Origin of the sequence: Trinickia sp. NRRL B-1857 (assembly GCF_050470685.1) — a bacterium.
Lineage (GTDB): Bacteria > Pseudomonadota > Gammaproteobacteria > Burkholderiales > Burkholderiaceae > Trinickia.
In genome coordinates, this window is the sequence record NZ_JBFLUK010000001.1 from 2440414 (window position 1) to 2456386 (window position 15973).

10 protein-coding genes, 1 tRNA gene and 1 pseudogene are annotated in these 15973 nt (G+C 61.2%); 6 read left to right on the forward strand and 6 right to left on the reverse strand.

From position 1 onward, the window contains the following. Nucleotides 1-108 precede the first annotated feature (108 nt). The gene (locus tag AB1286_RS10885; RefSeq protein WP_430363295.1) at nucleotides 109-2766 is read left to right on the forward strand and encodes a DNA topoisomerase III; all 2658 of its coding nucleotides are present in this window, start codon (nucleotides 109-111) and stop codon (nucleotides 2764-2766) included. 103 nt (nucleotides 2767-2869) lie between these two features. Here AB1286_RS10885 and AB1286_RS10890 read toward each other — a convergent pair whose 3' ends face one another. Together AB1286_RS10890 and AB1286_RS10895 are read right to left on the reverse strand one after the other, a co-directional pair. Next, nucleotides 2870-3967 (reverse strand): LysR family transcriptional regulator, encoded by a 1098-nt coding sequence (locus tag AB1286_RS10890; protein ID WP_430363296.1) that lies wholly within the window; start codon nucleotides 3965-3967, stop codon nucleotides 2870-2872. Nucleotides 3968-4232: 265 nt separating this feature from the next. Next, complete coding sequence (locus tag AB1286_RS10895; RefSeq protein ID WP_430363297.1) at nucleotides 4233-6092, reverse strand: phosphoenolpyruvate carboxykinase (GTP); 1860 nt, start codon at nucleotides 6090-6092, stop codon at nucleotides 4233-4235. A 374-nt stretch (nucleotides 6093-6466) separates the two neighbouring features. Between AB1286_RS10895 and AB1286_RS10900 the strand changes: the two genes are divergently transcribed. Continuing rightward, complete coding sequence (locus tag AB1286_RS10900; protein ID WP_430363298.1) at nucleotides 6467-7480, forward strand: D-2-hydroxyacid dehydrogenase family protein; 1014 nt, start codon at nucleotides 6467-6469, stop codon at nucleotides 7478-7480. A 74-nt stretch (nucleotides 7481-7554) separates the two neighbouring features. Here the strand turns inward: AB1286_RS10900 and AB1286_RS10905 are convergent, their stop codons facing one another. Next, on the reverse strand, nucleotides 7555-8421 hold the full coding sequence (locus AB1286_RS10905; RefSeq protein WP_430363299.1) for a patatin-like phospholipase family protein: 867 nt from the start codon (nucleotides 8419-8421) through the stop codon (nucleotides 7555-7557). 42 nt (nucleotides 8422-8463) lie between these two features. Beyond that, entirely contained in the window at nucleotides 8464-8868 is a 405-nt protein-coding gene (locus AB1286_RS10910; protein WP_102645673.1) for a PaaI family thioesterase, read from the reverse strand. A gap of 322 nt (nucleotides 8869-9190) precedes the next feature. Between AB1286_RS10910 and AB1286_RS10915 the strand changes: the two genes are divergently transcribed. From AB1286_RS10915 to AB1286_RS10925, 3 genes are all read left to right on the forward strand, one after another. After that, a tRNA-Lys gene (locus AB1286_RS10915) sits at nucleotides 9191-9266 on the forward strand. 471 nt (nucleotides 9267-9737) lie between these two features. Continuing rightward, the gene (locus AB1286_RS10920; RefSeq protein ID WP_430363300.1) at nucleotides 9738-9932 is read left to right on the forward strand and encodes a hypothetical protein; all 195 of its coding nucleotides are present in this window, start codon (nucleotides 9738-9740) and stop codon (nucleotides 9930-9932) included. A gap of 43 nt (nucleotides 9933-9975) precedes the next feature. Continuing rightward, the gene (locus AB1286_RS10925; RefSeq protein ID WP_430363301.1) at nucleotides 9976-11553 is read left to right on the forward strand and encodes a hypothetical protein; all 1578 of its coding nucleotides are present in this window, start codon (nucleotides 9976-9978) and stop codon (nucleotides 11551-11553) included. A 197-nt stretch (nucleotides 11554-11750) separates the two neighbouring features. Here AB1286_RS10925 and AB1286_RS10930 read toward each other — a convergent pair. Together AB1286_RS10930 and AB1286_RS10935 are read right to left on the reverse strand one after the other, a co-directional pair. Beyond that, nucleotides 11751-11963: pseudogene (locus tag AB1286_RS10930) on the reverse strand (helix-turn-helix domain-containing protein); the annotation flags it as partial. Between the two features lie 148 nt (nucleotides 11964-12111). Beyond that, a complete protein-coding gene (locus tag AB1286_RS10935) occupies nucleotides 12112-12429 on the reverse strand; it encodes a DUF4148 domain-containing protein (RefSeq protein WP_430363302.1) in 318 nt (105 codons plus the stop codon). Nucleotides 12430-12749: 320 nt separating this feature from the next. Here AB1286_RS10935 and AB1286_RS10940 point away from each other — a divergent pair, with 320 nt between their 5' ends. Beyond that, a complete protein-coding gene (locus tag AB1286_RS10940; protein WP_430363303.1) occupies nucleotides 12750-15953 on the forward strand; it encodes an efflux RND transporter permease subunit in 3204 nt (1067 codons plus the stop codon). Nucleotides 15954-15973 lie beyond the last annotated feature (20 nt).

Here is a 15973-nt window from a genome sequence, read left to right on the forward strand (position 1 = left end):
GATCCTTTTTGGGGCAAGAATTCGCCACCACCGCGCCGTGTGCTATAAAGCGGTCGTTGAAGGGAACTCAATCGGGGATCAGACCCCGATCACTACATTAATCCTGTCATGTCCAAAGCACTGATCATTGCGGAGAAGCCCTCGGTCGCGAACGACATCGCGCGCGCACTCGGCGGCTTCACCAAACATGACGAGTACTACGAGAGCGACGAATACGTGCTCTCCTCGGCGGTCGGCCATTTGCTCGAGATCGCCGCGCCCGAAGAATACGAAGTCAAGCGAGGGAAATGGAGCTTCGCTCATTTACCCGTCATTCCGCCGCATTTCGACCTCAACCCGATCGCAAAGAGCGAGTCGCGGCTCAAAGTCCTGACCAAGTTGATCAAGCGCAAGGATGTCGAGCGCCTCATCAATGCATGTGACGCGGGGCGCGAGGGCGAGTTGATTTTCCGCCTCATCGCGCAGCACGCGAGCGTGAAGAAACCGGTCCAGCGGCTTTGGCTTCAATCGATGACCCCCGCGGCGATCCGCGACGGCTTCGCACACCTGCGCAGCGACAGCGACATGCAGCCGCTGGCCGACGCGGCGCGTTGCCGTTCGGAGGCCGACTGGCTCGTCGGCATCAACGGCACGCGCGCGATGACCGCGTTCAACAGCAAGGGCGGCGGCTTTTTCCTGACGACGGTGGGACGGGTTCAAACGCCGACGCTCTCGATCGTCGTCGAGCGCGAGGAAAAGATTCGTCACTTCGTGCCGCGCGACTATTGGGAAGTGCGGGCGGAGTTCGTCTGCGCGGGCGGCTTCTACGAAGGCCGCTGGTTCGATCCGAAGTTCAAGCGCGACGAGTTCGATCCCGAGAAGCGCGACTCGCGTCTGTGGAGCGTCGCGGCTGCCGAATCGGTGGTGGCGGCCTGCCGCGATCACATCGGAACGGTGTCGGAGGAATCCAAGCCCTCGACTCAGCTCTCGCCGCAGCTCTTCGATCTGACGAGCTTGCAGCGCGAGGCGAACGGCCGCTTCGGCTTCTCGGCGAAGAACACGCTCGGGCTTGCGCAAGCGCTATACGAAAAGCACAAAGTCCTGACCTATCCGCGTACCGACGCGCGTGCGCTGCCCGAGGATTATCTCGGTACGGTTCAGGACACGCTGCAAATGCTCAAGGAGAGCAACAACTACCTGCCGTTCGCCAAGCAGGTGCTCGACAAAGGGTGGGTCAAGCCGAATAAGCGCATCTTCGACAATTCGAAGATCAGCGACCACTTCGCTATCATCCCGACGCTACAAGCGCCCAAAGCACTGTCCGAGCCCGAGCAGAAGCTGTACGACCTCGTCGTGAAGCGGTTCCTGGCCGTCTTTTTCCCCGCGGCCGAATACCGCGTCACGACACGCGTGACCGAGGTCGCAGGGCATCACTTCAAGACCGAAGGCAAGGTGCTGGTCGAGCCCGGCTGGTTGCAGATCTACGGCAAGGAATCGAGCGGCGAAGATGCCAACCTCGTTCCCGTGCAAAAGGACGAGAAGGTCAAGACCGACAAGATCGCGGCGCACGGCCTGACGACGAAGCCGCCCGCACGCTATAACGAAGCGACGCTGCTCTCCGCGATGGAAGGCGCCGGCAAGCTCGTCGAAGACGACGAACTGCGTGAGGCGATGGCCGCCAAGGGCCTCGGCACGCCGGCCACGCGCGCGGCCATCATCGAAGGGCTGCTCGGCGAGAAATACCTCGTGCGCGAGGGCCGCGAATTGATTCCGACGGCGAAGGCGTTTCAGTTGATGACGCTGTTGCGCGGGCTCGGCGTCAAAGAGCTGACGGCGCCCGAGTTGACGGGCGAGTGGGAATACAAGCTCTCGCAGATGGAGCGCGGCAAGCTTGCACGCGACGCGTTCATGCAAGAGATCGCGCGCATGACGCAGACGATCGTCAAGCGCGCCAAGGAATACGACTCCGATACGATTCCCGGCGATTACGCGACGCTCGCCACGCCGTGTCCGAATTGCGGCGGGCAGGTTAAGGAAAACTACCGCCGCTTCGCATGCACGCAATGCGAATTCTCGATTTCGAAAATTCCCGGCAGCCGGCAGTTCGAAACCGAGGAAGTCGAGACGCTGCTCGCGCAAAAGTCGATCGGTCCGCTGTCGGGTTTCCGCAGCAAGATGGGGCGGCCCTTCTCCGCGATCCTGAAGCTCACGTTCGACGACGAGACGAAGAACTACAAACTCGAGTTCGATTTCGGCCAGGATGCGGGCGGCGAGGACGGCGAAGCGCCGGACTTCTCGGGACAAGAGAGCGTCGGCGCCTGCCCGAAATGTCACGCCCGAGTATTCGAGCATGGCATGAGCTACGTCTGCGAAAACTCCGTTGCAAATCCCAAGACGTGCGATTTCCGCTCGGGCAAGGTGATCTTGCAACAAGAAATTGCGCGCGAGCAGATGGCGAAGCTACTTGGCGAAGGCCGCACCGATTTGCTGACGAGCTTCAAGTCGTCGCGCACGGGCCGAAACTTCAAGGCGTTTCTCGTCAAGCAGAGCGACGGGAAAATCGGCTTCGAGTTCGAGAAAAAAGAGCCTTCGGCCAAGACGGCAGCAAAGAGCGCGTCGCGCAAAGCCGCCGCCGACAACGGCGCTGAGGACGACAGCGCGGCCGAAACCGCGACCGCGGCGGCTCCGGCCAAGAAAGCCGCCACCAAAACCGCGACCAAGGCCGCGGTGAAGACGGCCGCCAAAACACCGGCGAAGCGTGCAACGGCGCGTAAGGTCAACGCCTAACGCCAAACGCTGCCGGGACGATGCAGACGAATAAAGCGAGCGCCTCACGCGCTCGCTTTATTTTTTTACGGCGTTTAAATAGCGCTCGACCGGTGCTCGCGCGTCAAAGCGGCGACGGCGTGCTCACGCGCACACGCGGCTGACGTGCCATCTTGCGCAGTGTGCTATCTCGCCGGCTGCCGAACGCATCGCTTTCGCCGTCCACTTCGTAGGCCTCCTCGTCGCCGTCGACAGGCTCGGCCTGCTGCAACGCCGGCATCGGCGTCGCCTCGGGTGCGTCCTTAAGCCACAGTTCGCCGAGCGTGCCGTTCGGCGTCTGGCTGAAGTGATCGACCAGGTGGTCGATAAACGTCCGCACCTTGGCCGGCAGGTGGCGTCGGCTCGGGTAGCCGATATTGATTTCGACTTGAGGCAGACGGTAATCGCTGAGCACGCGCACGAGGTTGCCGCGCGTCGCATCGCTGCCGATCAGGTAGCTCGGCAAAATCGCGATGCCCATATCGAGCAAGGCGAACTGGCGCAGCATTTCCGTGTTGTTAGCCACGATGACGTTCGACGGGCGCACGCGCACCTCGCCTTCCGGCCCCGTAAATACGCGCTCGTCGCCCCAATACTCGGTCGGCAGACTCAAGCACGCGTGGTCGAGCAATTCCTCGGGCCGCGTCGGGGTGCCGTGCTTCTCCAAATAAGCGGGAGTTGCGCAGACGATCATGCAGCCCGTCGTCAGCCGGCGCGTCACGATGCTCGCGCTGCGCACCCTTTGGGCGATAACGATACCGACGTCGAATCCTTCCTCTACGAGATCGACGCTGCGATCGACGAGCGTCAGATCCGGCACGACTTTCGGATAGCGCTGCGTATACGTCTGGAGAACCGGCGCGAGGTTATGTAGGCCGAAAACCACGGGCGCGACGATCCGCAACGTGCCGACGGGCTCATGATTGCGGGCGACGACCATTTGCTCGACGTCTTCGAGCTCATCAAGAATTTGGCGGGCGCGCTCGAGATAGACCTGGCCCGATTCGGTTAGCGAGAGACTACGCGTAGTGCGGTTGAGCAGGCGCGTGCCGAGGCGGCCTTCCAGATCGGCGACGTGACGCGTGGCGACGGCGTTGGAGATATCCATCGCGCCGGCCGCACGAGCGAAACTGCCGAGATCCGCCACTTTCACGAACACACGCATTGACTGCAAATGATCCATTGACGACTCCTGCCGCTTGTTGTTACTCAGAAAAAAATTCCTGAGCCAATTCGTGATTGTCCTACGACTTTGAAACGCGCGCAGAGTTGCGCGCATACGGGTTTTTGTTTCGAAGCGAGAAACAAGCGGTAATCATTTGTTCCCGAAATTCACATTGTGAAAAATCGGTACAGTCCAGGCATTCGTCGAAAAAAAAGACCGCCCGAGGCGGTCTTTTGCAGAAGGCCGCACGGCGCGGTACGGCGCCGTGCGCAAGTTCGAATGGTTAAGCCGGCGCGAGGCGATTTTCGATTTCGGCTTTCGTCTGCGTAAGCGCGGCGGGTAGCCGGTGCCGTAACGAATCGAAAAACTCCGCGTGGAGCGCGAGTTCGCGTCGCCAATCGGCGTCATCGACGGAAATGACCTGATCGAACTGCGCGCGTGTGAAGTCGAGCCCGTTCCAGTCGATGTCCTCGTAGCGAGGCGAAACGCCGAACGCATGATCGGAGCCGGTCGCGCGTCCTTCTACGCGTCCGATCATCCAGCGCAGCACGCGCATGTTTTCGCCGAAGCCCGGCCAGACGAACTTGCCGTCCGGCCCCTTGCGGAACCAATTGACGCAAAAAATCTTCGGCAGCTTGGCGCCGAGCGCGTCCAAGCGCTCGCCCACCCGAAGCCAATGATCGAAATAATCGCCCATGTGGTAACCGCAGAACGGCAGCATCGCGAACGGATCGCGCCGCACGACGCCTTGCTGGCCGGCTGCCGCCGCGGTCGTCTCCGAGCCCATCGTCGCGGCCATATAGACGCCCTCCACCCAATTGCGGGCTTCCGTCACTAGCGGCACCGTACTCGAGCGGCGACCGCCGAAGATGAAGGCATCGATCGGCACGCCGGCCGGGTTCTCCCAATCGGGATCGACCGACGGGCATTGCGCCGCGGGCGCGGTAAAGCGCGCGTTCGGGTGCGCGGCTTTGCGGCCCGTTTCCTTCGCGATCTCGGGCGTCCAATCCTGGCCTTGCCAATCGATCAAGTGGGCGGGCGGCGTATCCGTCATACCTTCCCACCAGACGTCGCCGTCGTCGGTCAGCGCAACGTTCGTGAAAATCACGTTGGCCTTGAGCGTAGCCATCGCGTTGTAGTTCGTCTTTTCGCTCGTCCCCGGCGCGACGCCGAAATACCCCGCCTCGGGGTTGATCGCATAAAGCCGACCGTCCTTGCCCGGCTTGATCCACGCGATGTCGTCGCCGATCGTCGAGATCGTCCAGCCGTCCATCGCGCGCGGCGGGATCAGCATGGCGAAGTTCGTCTTGCCGCAGGCCGAGGGGAACGCAGCGGCCACGCGATACTTGCGCCCTTCGTCAGACGTAACGGTCAATATCAGCATGTGCTCGGCGAGCCAGCCTTCCCTGCGGCCCATCGTCGAGGCGATGCGCAGAGCGAAGCATTTCTTGCCGAGCAGCGCATTGCCGCCGTAGCCCGAACCGAAGCTCCAAATCTCGCGGGCTTCCGGGAAATGCACGATGTATTTGGTCGGGTTGCACGGCCATGCCACGTCCGCCTGACCGGCGGCCAGCGGCGCGCCGACCGAATGCACGCAAGGCACGAACTCACCGTCGGTGCCGAGCACGTCGTACACCGCGCGACCCATGCGCGTCATGATCCGCATATTGACGACCACGTATGGACTATCGGTTAACTCGATACCGATATGCGCGATCGGCGAACCGATCGGCCCCATCGAAAAAGGTACGACGTAAAGTGTGCGGCCCCGCATCGCCCCGTCGAACAAGTGCTCGAGCGTGGCGCGCATTTCGGAAGGCTCGGTCCAGTTATTCGTCGGACCTGCGTCGTCGCGATACTCGGAACAGATGAATGTGCGATCTTCGACGCGCGCGACGTCGGACGGATCCGAGCAGGCGAGATACGAATTGGGCCGCTTCTCGGCGTTCAAGCGCTTGAGCGTGCCGGCCGCGACCATCTGTTCGCACAGACGATCGTTTTCTTCTTGCGAGCCGTCGCACCAGACGATGCGGTCCGGTTTCGCCAGCTCGGCCACGCGCTGAACCCACTCGATCAGCTTTCGATGTTTGACGTAGGCGGGTGCTTCAAATGTGGCGACGCCTCCAAAGGCGGGATGGTTCATCGAGCAGTCTCCGTTTTGTGATCGTTAAGAAGGAAACGGGATTGGCTCGCTGACGCTGCATGCGAGAGGCGCGTTCGTACGCGTACGCTGCGCGTACGAACGGTTGCGTCAGGAGCGAAACGGCTTGTCGCCGGGCGCGTGGCATCGATACGCTTTCGGGAGCGATGTATGCACGCGCGTAATCTGCGGCTTGCGCGCCGGCGCGACAAGCTGTTAAAAAGAGGCGGTCCTGCCTAGTGAAAGCCGTGAGCATCGTGACCGTGCGTGTCGCATCGCTCATGCCAGCTCGTTCTCCTGTGACAGGTTGGAACCGACAAGCATATCACTGCGTCTATTGCGTACATCGTGCACTGCAAAACGAACCTCCCTAGCCTATGAAGATTGCCATTCTCGACGACTACCAAGACGCCGTCCGCAAACTCGATTGTTTCCAGCTACTGACCGGCCACGACGTCAAAGTGTTCAATAACACGGTGCGAGGCCTCGGGCAGTTGGCCAGCCGCCTCGCGGAAGTCGATGCTTTGGTGCTGATTCGGGAACGCACGCGCGTCACGTCGCAGCTGCTCGATAAGCTTCCGCATCTGCGCATGATCAGCCAAACGGGCAAGGTCTCGAATCACATCGATCTAGCCGCCTGTACCGAGCGCGGCATCGCCGTGCTCGAAGGCGTCGGCTCGCCGATCGCGCCCGCCGAACTCACGTGGGCCCTCATCATGGCGGCACAACGCCGCATTCCTCAGTACGTTGCGAACCTCAAACAAGGTGCGTGGCAGCAGTCGGGGCTGAAGACCTCGGTGCTGCCGCCGAACTTCGGTCTCGGCACGGTGCTGCGTGGCCATACGCTCGGCATTTGGGGGTACGGCAAGATCGGACGTCTCGTGGCCGGCTACGGCAAGGCGTTCGGCATGCGCGTGCTCGTTTGGGGCCGCGAGCATTCGCTCGAGGCCGCGAAGGCCGACGGCTATGAAGCCGCCGCGAGCCGCGAGGCCTTGTTCGAGGAAAGCGATGTGTTGACGCTGCATTTGCGTTTGCACGACGACACGCGCGGCATCGTCAAACAAGCCGACCTGCTGCGGATGAAGCCGACGGCGCTATTCGTCAACACGAGCCGCGCCGAATTGCTCGAGGAGAACGCGCTCGTCAATGCGCTGTCGCACAACCGGCCGGGTATGGTCGCCATCGACGTTTTCGAAAGCGAACCGATCTTGCAGGGCTACGGGCTCTTGCGCATGGAGAACGTCATCTGCACACCGCATATCGGCTACGTCGAGCGCGAAAGCTACGAGCTTTACTTCAGCGCAGCGTTCAAGAACATCCTTGCATTCGATGACGGCGACGTATCCAACGTCGTCAATCCGGAGGCGCTGAGCGTCGTGCGCAGGCGTTGAGCCGTCGTCTCGACGGCCGGCCGGAGATAGGCGCGAGCGTCGTTTAGACGAGGCTCGCGCTTTCTACTGCGTGATTATTCGGCCACGAGTTCGGAGAGCTGCGGTAGACGTGTGAGGAATGCTTCGCCGTCGCTGCGGCCGAGGTCGTACGCGGGCCGCATGAGCGCGGGCTGCGTATAGTCCCAACTGGAGATCGGCACCTTGCGCGAGGGCTGCACGTACAGGCGCTGCTGCTTGCCGTGCGATACGACGAATGTTTGCGGACGCGGATAGCGGCGCGTGACCATCACGAGCACGCGGCCCGGCGTATCGTCGAGTGCACCGACGGGTACGTTGTCCACCATGCCGCCGTCGAGTACCGGGCGGCCGTCTCGCCTCAAGACGGGTGTAAACGGCGGCGTGCACGAGGACTGCAAGATGAGATCGGCGAGTTCGTCGACGACGATGCAGTCTTGCGCCCTGACGAACTCAGGCCGAAAGCCGAGCGCGCGACCGAGCGTGGGGTGCAGCACTTTGCGGACGTGCTTATCGATGTTGTAGGCGATGAGGCCGGCCGCAACGGACGCGCGAGCACCCAGCCAGCGCGGCACGCGCGAGACGCCGACGCGAATCTCAGGGGCGCTGGCGAGCTTGTCGAACGATTCGCCGTAGATATCGAGCAAAGCCCTACGATAAATCGCGTAGTGCGGAAACACGGCTGCGCCGCGCCGCCAGACGTTGCCCCAATAGACGTTCTTCTTGTTGTGGCGAAGGACATCTTCGTAGTAGCGCATGACCCACTGCGAATCGCGCGTGTAGAGCATGCAGGCGGTTGCGGCGCCGGCCGAGATCGCAGTGATGATGCGCGGCGAGAGTGAGAGTTCAGGCTGAACGACGTCCCAGAAGCCGGCCTGCCACCAGCAGCGATTGCCGCCGCCTGCGAAGACGACCTGATCGAACATGAAACCTTCCTTTTCCGGTTGCGCGGTACGGTGCTCGGCAGCTTAGTTGACGAGCGCGTACGTGGTGGTTGCGTGCACAGCCATTTTGCCGTCTTGATCGACGAGTTCGATTTCGCCGAACACGAGGTTACGCCCCATGCGCAGCACGCGCGCGGTCACAAGGACGTCGCCGGCGCGCACCGCGCGCATGAAGTGGATATTCAGCGAAACGGTGGTCATCGGTCGGAACTCGCCGAGTGCGGCCGAAATCGCGACGATCATCGCGGTATCGGCGGCCGCCATGAACACCTGGCCGCAGATGACGCCGCCCGAATGACGGAATTCGCCGGAAAACGGGAGCCGCAAGGTGACGCTTTCGTCGGAGACGGTCACCGGCTTGAGCGCGAGCGAGCGCACCCACGGCGCGAGAACTCGGTCGAGCAGATCGAGGATGGCGGATTCTGTCATGGGGTGTCTCCTGTCGGCCGCGTCGATGCAAGGGTGCCTCGGCGCCCTATGTTCCGGGCTGAGCGCCGGCGATTTCGGACCATGGCCTGGCGGGGCTCGGTGAGCTCGCTTCGGCTTATCGATGGCCCGCTCGCCAAAAACGGGGTCGCTCGGGTGGGCGTTGCGGTGGCGTCATCATACCGGGACAGTGAGAAATCTATGGGACAAGGTCGCCGCATGCCCGCCGGACGGGAGTTAGCGGGGGCGTACATAATTTTTTTACGAAATTTGGGGCAAAGGGCTATGCAAGCCGAAAAAAGTCCTGCATAATTCGCAGTCTGTTGGGGCGTTAGCTCAGTTGGTAGAGCAGCGGACTCTTAATCCGTAGGTCGAGTGTTCGAGTCACTCACGCCCCACCAACAAATTCAAGCAAAAAGCCCAGCCTACACGGCTGGGCTTTTTGCTTTTTGGGTTTCGTGTAACCGGGATGTAACCCGTTTCACCTAGCGCTGCGCCTTTTCGGCTTGACCCAAACCGCGAGCGCCAGCGTTTGCAATACTCCAGTCGCTGTCGGAAGTCGTTGCGACACTCGGAGGGGCGAGAAGTATTCGCGAAGGGCACCACAGGCAAGGCCTGTCGTGATCCGCAAGTTGCGTGCCCTTAAGCGTAACCGTTGACCACCCTAAGGTATGCAGTGTGCGTGCCGATATACAGGTCGGCCTCCGTTGTGTGGAGACCGCGCGGCTGATAGAATCCCCGCCCGCAGCAGGACTAGCTTGACTTTTCAGTCATATGTGCCCATTGACACTTGCTTTTCAAGCATCCTTGCTCCACAGTAGGTAATCAAGCGAGTTGTCAAGAGAAATCTTTGGGCTCGATAGAGGAATTTTATGAAATCACTCACAGCATTAGGCGAATTTGTTGTGGAAGTGGCCTATGGGGAAGCCAAGGAGCTGAGCATGACGCCCGCAGTGGCTCAGCAGGTCCGGCACGAATTGTCGGACAGAATGGCGGGGAAGATCGAAGAGATCCGCTCGGAGCAGCGGAAGGCTTTTGAAAATTCGAAGTCCGTGATGGTCTTCTAGCCGAACATCTGCTAATAGTGGCCGCCGAGAGGCGGCTTTTTTTATGACAGAACGACTCTCTCTCGCTTCACTCCAGAGCAAGGCTGATCTTGAACATCTGATAGCAGCAGAGATGAACAACCTCGGCGCGCGCGCCTATCCAGTGGGCACTGGAAACAACCGGCCCCTCGATAACTGCATGATCCTACTTTTGAGCGGGCGTGCGTGTGCAGTCATAATCCAGCGGCGAGTGAGCGATCCCGATTTTGCGGCCGAATTCAGCGCCTACTACAGTCGGCAATTTGCGCACGTTCAACGTTGGTGTACCAGGCTTCACTTTTTCTTCACCGCGCCGTTGCAGGGGGAGTCGGCCCTTAACTTTATTGATCGCGCCGATCCGGCTGCATACCTCGGCTTTATCACACTACGTCCAGTTGCACGCGCCCCCGTCGGAGCAACCATCATCGCAGGCAGCTTGAGTCCCGGGTATCTACGAAGCTCGGACGACTTTCCCGTCCATCTCGCGGGCAAGCGATTTAGCGTGGTCGGAACGCCGTTCATGCAACAGGACAACGCTGTCGGCGCGTGCGCTCAAGCGTCGATATGGATGTCATTGCGAACGCTGCGAAAGCGGGAAGGGGATCGAGCCCATGACCCCGCGCAGATCACAGACGCCGCGACAAGATACTTCATACACGGCCGCGTTCGGCCGAACCGACAGGGGTTGACGATTGATCAGATGACAGAGGCAGTGCGAGCGGCAGGATATTCGCCGCATAGAATTCCTCTGGGAACGATCAACCCAACTGACGGGACAACGAATCTGACCCCGTTGCAACTGGCATTAGCGCGACTCCACCTTCACGCCTACGTCGAATCGGAAATTCCCGTGCTGCTCGCGCTGTTCCCGCCGTCGGGTGGCCATGCTGTTACGGTCATTGGGCACACGTGGAATCCGACGCCCGCAGCCGCCCAAGTCGTCGCCTACAGCTTTACTAACGGAACAGGCACGGTCCTAGCTATCAAACACGCAGTCAGTTACGTGCCGGAGTTCGTCGTCAACAACGACAATACCGGGCCGTATCAAGCATTACCGCAACAGCCTATGCCGAACGGGGATTACAGCTTGTCGAGCGCCGCATTTGCGATGCCACTTCTTCCCGCCGATGTCTTCATGACAGGAGAGGAGGCGCTGGCGTTCGGGATGAACGTGACCTATCAGATATTCGATTCGCTCGCACAAAAGATGGGCGCGCAAGCGACTGCGGCGGCGGCGGCAAACTTGGTTATTCGCCTGCAACTCGCAGAAAAGCGAAAGCTGCGGAAATGGGCCGCAAGTGTCGTAATGCCTGCTGAATTGAGAGATTGCCTGCGGCTCGCCGATCTCCCTCGACGTGTTTGGGTATTCGAACTGCACGTGGACAACGCCTACGGGACCAACGCCGCGGCAAACGCTGGCACGCTCGTCGGCATAGTCCTGCTCGATCCTACGGGCGATGTGCTTGAAGGCTCGGTCCTAGTCAGCTACTACAATTTCCCGGCGATTACAGGGGGCCCGCAGGGCGTGTTACTTCGATTTGATACTCCGACGCCGACGGCGACCCAGGTGAGCGCTCACGCGCCTATCGCCTCGCTACGGTAGCGCTTTCTTGCCAACGCGCACACGAGACATTCGAGCACGGTCAGGGCCGTTATCGTTTGTCCTCTGTCGGCACTCGCGGCTTAGCAAAGCACTCCACGTCCGTAGCGCGTTGACCAATAGCGCCCATCGCCCGTCCGCGTGCATGGCGAAGGGGGCCCCTGTTCACAGACAAACTCTTTTCGTTTCCGCGCTGGCGGCTAGGCTTTGTCTCGTACTCGCATAATGGTCTGCCGCGTCGTCTTGTAGTCGCGGGCGAGTTGTGCCACCGACTCTTTTTGTGCGAGGCGTCGGCGGGCCTCGGACTGCTCGACGGCGCTGAACGCTGGCTTGCGGCCTAACGCTTTCCCTTCCGCCTTAGCGCGGGTCAGCCCGCATCGTGTCCGCTCGATCAACAGATCACGCTCGGACTCTTAATCCGTAGGTCGAGTGTTCGAGTCACTCACGCCCAACCAACAAATTCAAGCACTTAGCCCAGCCTACACGGCTGGGCTTTTTGCTTTCTGGGTTTCGCCTCTACACGGCCCGACGCAACCTACGACAGCCCACAAAACGCATGCATCAGGGATGCGCATAAACCGACTGCGCACCACGAATCGCAACCGCCCCGCCAGCCTTCGACGTCCCCGTCATCGCCACCCCGCCAACCCCAGTAGCGTTTGCTGCTCCCCTCTGGGCTGCAATCTTCGCCTCCGCAGCCTGAATGTCATCGGGGTAATACACGTCGTTCCCCTTCGGGTAATACCCCGCTTGTTCGACCCTCACTAAATCGGCTTTCACCTCAGCGCGCGTCACCGGCACATTGTCGACTTGAGCAAAAGCAAACACGGGCACGCTGAGCGTAGATGCAACCAATACAGCCTTGATCAGTCCTTTCATGACGTTTCTCCTTCGAGAGCATAGCGGCCGCATTCACCATGAACGGGGCCTTGTGCCTCCCCATCTCGGTTGATGAAGAGTTGGCTTCATTTTTGGCCGCGTCGCCTGTCCCGATGCTGACTTGCTCATTACAAGCTTGTTATCTTTCCGCTCCGCCGAATGCCCCCAGCGCCCCGACCAGGCGCGCCTCCAGATAACAAACTCGTAATCTCCCGGTCAGCCACCCGCAAACGCCTCCCCGCCAAACTCCCCACCACATAAAGCCCCGTCGCGCCTCACCGCCGGCCCCCCGCAAGCAGCACCTTCTTCAAGACCTCATCATGTGGATCGTTAAACTGGCCCTGCGGCGGCCCTACACCTTCATCGTCCTTGCCTTGCTTCTATTCATCCTCGGCCCGATCGCGATCATGCGCACGCCGACGGACATCTTCCCGAACATCGACATCCCCGTCGTCAGCATCGTCTGGACATACAACGGGTTCTCGGCGCAAGACATGGCCAACCGCATCACGTCCAACTACGAGCGCGCGCTGACATCCGACGTCGACGACATCGAGCACATCGAATCGCAATCGCTCAACGGCGTATCGGTCGTCAAAATCTTCTTCCACCCCGGCGCCGACATCAATCGCGCGATCGCCGAAGCCGCGTCGAACTCCGCTTCGATCCTGCGTATCCTGCCGCCCGGCACCCTGCCGCCGAACATCATCACGTACAACGCGTCCACGGTGCCGGTGCTGCAACTCGGCCTCTCAAGCGACACGCTGCCGGAGCAGTCGCTCTACGATCTCGGCAACAGCTTCATCCGCACACAGCTCGCCACGGTGCAAGGCGCCGCGGTGCCGCTGCCTTACGGCGGCAAGATCCGTCAGATCGTAGTCCAGCTCGATCCTCGTGCGTTGCAGGCGAAGGGCCTTGCCCCGGTCGACGTCGTCAACGCGGTCAACGCGCAAAACCTGATTCTCCCCGGCGGCACCGCAAAAATCGGCTCGCGCGAGTACAACGTCGAAATGAACGGCAGCACGCAAACGGTCGCGGCACTCAACGATTTGCCGATCAAGACCGTCAACGGCACGGTGGTCTATGTGCGCGACGTCGCGCACGTGATCGACGGCTACGCGCCGCAAACCAACATCGTGCGCAGCGACGGCAAACGCGCCGCGTTGCTTCAGGTCGAGAAAACCGGCAGCGCATCGACGCTGACGATCATCCAGCAGGTCAAGGCCATGCTGCCGAAGATCGCCGCCGGTCTACCGCCAGCACTGAAAATCACGCCTCTTTCCGATCAATCCGTATTCGTGAAGTCGGCGATTTCGGGCGTCGTACGCGAAGCGCTGATCGCCGCCGCACTGACAGCCGCGATGATCCTGCTCTTTCTCGGCAGTTGGCGCGCAACGCTGATCATCGCAATCTCGATTCCGCTCTCGGTGCTGACTTCGCTGATCGCGCTCGCCGCACTCGGGCAGACGATCAACATCATGACGCTCGGCGGCCTCGCACTGGCAGTCGGAATACTCGTCGACGACGCCACCGTTGCAATCGAAAACATCACGCATCACTTGGAAAACGGCGAGCCGCTGCACGATGCGATCCTCAACGGCTCGGGCGAGATCGCGACGCCAACGTTCGTCTCGACGCTGTCCATCTGCATCGTATTCGTGCCGATGTTCCTACTTTCGGGCGTCGCGCGTTATCTATTCGTGCCGATGGCCGAGGCCGTGGTGTTCGCGATGTGCGCGTCGTACTTCTTCTCACGCACGCTGATTCCGACGCTCGCGATGTATTTGATGCGCGTTCAGTCGAAGCATGCACAAGCCGCAAGCGGACGCTTCGGCGCACTCGTGCGGTTTCAAGCATCGTTCGAGCATCGCTTCGAAGCGCTGCGAAACGGCTACCGCGCAGTACTGCAACGCGCGATTGCCGGCCGACGTCGCTTCATTCCGATCTACCTGGCGCTATGCATCGTCTCGCTAGCGCTGATTCCGTTCGCCGGCCGCGATTTCTTTCCTTCGGTCGACACCGGTGAAATCCGCCTGCATCTGCGCGCGCCCACCGGCACCCGTATCGAGGAAACGGCTCGCATCACCGACGAAGTCGAAGCCAAGATCCGCACGGTGATCCCGAAAGCCGAGCAGGCTGCCGTGCTCGACAACATCGGCGTGCCCGTGAGCGGCATCAATCTCACCTACGACTCGTCCGCGCCGATCGGTCCAGAAGACGCCGACATCCTCGTCACGCTCAAGCCCGATCACCGCCCAACGGCCGGATACGTCGCGAAGCTGCGCAACGTGCTGAACGCGTCGTTTCCCGGCGTGACGTTCGCATTCCTGCCCGCCGACATCGTGAGCCAGATCCTGAATTTCGGGTTGCCTGCGCCGATCGACATTCAGATCGTCGGCAATAAGCTTGCGGCCAATCGCGTCGTCGCCGATCGTCTGCTCACGCAGTTGCGCAGCGTGCGCGGCCTGGTCGACGCGCGCATTCAGCAGCCGGGCGACGAGCCGACCATCGACTTGAATGTCGACCGCACCAAGGCATTGCAAGCGGGACTCACGCAGCACGACGTCGCGCAAAACCTCTTGATCGCGCTGTCCGGCAGCTCGCAGACGACGCCTAACTTCTGGCTCGATCCGAAAAACGGCGTGAGCTATCCGCTCGTGGCCGAAGTGCCGCAGTACGACATTCACTCGCTACAGACGCTCGGGAATATTCCGGTGACGACGAACCAGCTCGCGAATAGTCAGCAAAGCCTCCCGCAAAATCAGCTGGGTACGCTCGGCACGATCTCGCGCAGTTCGCAGCAGGCGGTCGTCTCGCACTACAACGTGCAACCGGTGCTCGATATCTTCGCCTCCGTGCAAGGGCGAGATCTCGGCAGCGTCGCATCGGACGTGACGCGCCTCGTCGACTCGGCTCGCGCGCAGTTGCCGCCCGGCTCGTCGATCGTCATCCGCGGCCAGGTGCAATCGATGAACCAGTCGTTCGAAGGCCTCGGCGCGGGGCTCGTATTCGCGATCGCCCTCGTCTATCTATTGATGGTCGTCAATTTCCAGTCGTGGATCGATCCGCTCATCATCATCTGCGGCCTGCCCGGCTCGCTGGCCGGCATCGCCTGGATGCTGTTCTCCACGCATACGACGCTGAGCGTGCCGGCGCTGACCGGAACGATCCTCTGTATCGGTATCGCGACGGCCAACAGCATTCTCGTCATCAACACCGCGCGCGAGATGTTGAGCCAGGGCGTCGATGCGCTCGTTGCCGGGCTGGAGGCCGGGTTCAGCCGCTTCCGCCCCGTCTTGATGACCGCACTCGCAATGCTGATCGGCATGCTGCCGATGGCGCTCGGGCTCGGCGACGGCGGCCAGCAGAACGCACCGCTCGGACGCGCGGTCATCGGCGGGCTCGCGCTCGGCACCGTCTCCACGCTGTTGTTCGTCCCGGTGGTGTTCGGCCTCGTGCACACGTGGCTTGCGGCACGCACACGCACTGCTGCCACCGAAACGTCCGGTGAACACGCTCAATAAATTTAAAGATCTCAAAGGAC

Excerpts from the sequence above, each read along its gene's own strand:
- AB1286_RS10885 (WP_430363295.1), top strand. The coding sequence starts at position 109 with ATGTCCAAAGCACTGATCATTGCGGAGAAGCCCTCGGTCGCGAACGAC.
- AB1286_RS10890 (WP_430363296.1), bottom strand. The coding sequence starts at position 3,967 with ATGGATCATTTGCAGTCAATGCGTGTGTTCGTGAAAGTGGCGGATCTC.
- AB1286_RS10895 (WP_430363297.1), bottom strand. The coding sequence starts at position 6,092 with ATGAACCATCCCGCCTTTGGAGGCGTCGCCACATTTGAAGCACCCGCC.
- AB1286_RS10900 (WP_430363298.1), top strand. The coding sequence starts at position 6,467 with ATGAAGATTGCCATTCTCGACGACTACCAAGACGCCGTCCGCAAACTC.
- AB1286_RS10905 (WP_430363299.1), bottom strand. The coding sequence starts at position 8,421 with ATGTTCGATCAGGTCGTCTTCGCAGGCGGCGGCAATCGCTGCTGGTGG.
- AB1286_RS10910 (WP_102645673.1), bottom strand. The coding sequence starts at position 8,868 with ATGACAGAATCCGCCATCCTCGATCTGCTCGACCGAGTTCTCGCGCCG.
- AB1286_RS10920 (WP_430363300.1), top strand. The coding sequence starts at position 9,738 with ATGAAATCACTCACAGCATTAGGCGAATTTGTTGTGGAAGTGGCCTAT.
- AB1286_RS10925 (WP_430363301.1), top strand. The coding sequence starts at position 9,976 with ATGACAGAACGACTCTCTCTCGCTTCACTCCAGAGCAAGGCTGATCTT.
- AB1286_RS10935 (WP_430363302.1), bottom strand. The coding sequence starts at position 12,429 with ATGAAAGGACTGATCAAGGCTGTATTGGTTGCATCTACGCTCAGCGTG.
- AB1286_RS10940 (WP_430363303.1), top strand. The coding sequence starts at position 12,750 with ATGTGGATCGTTAAACTGGCCCTGCGGCGGCCCTACACCTTCATCGTC.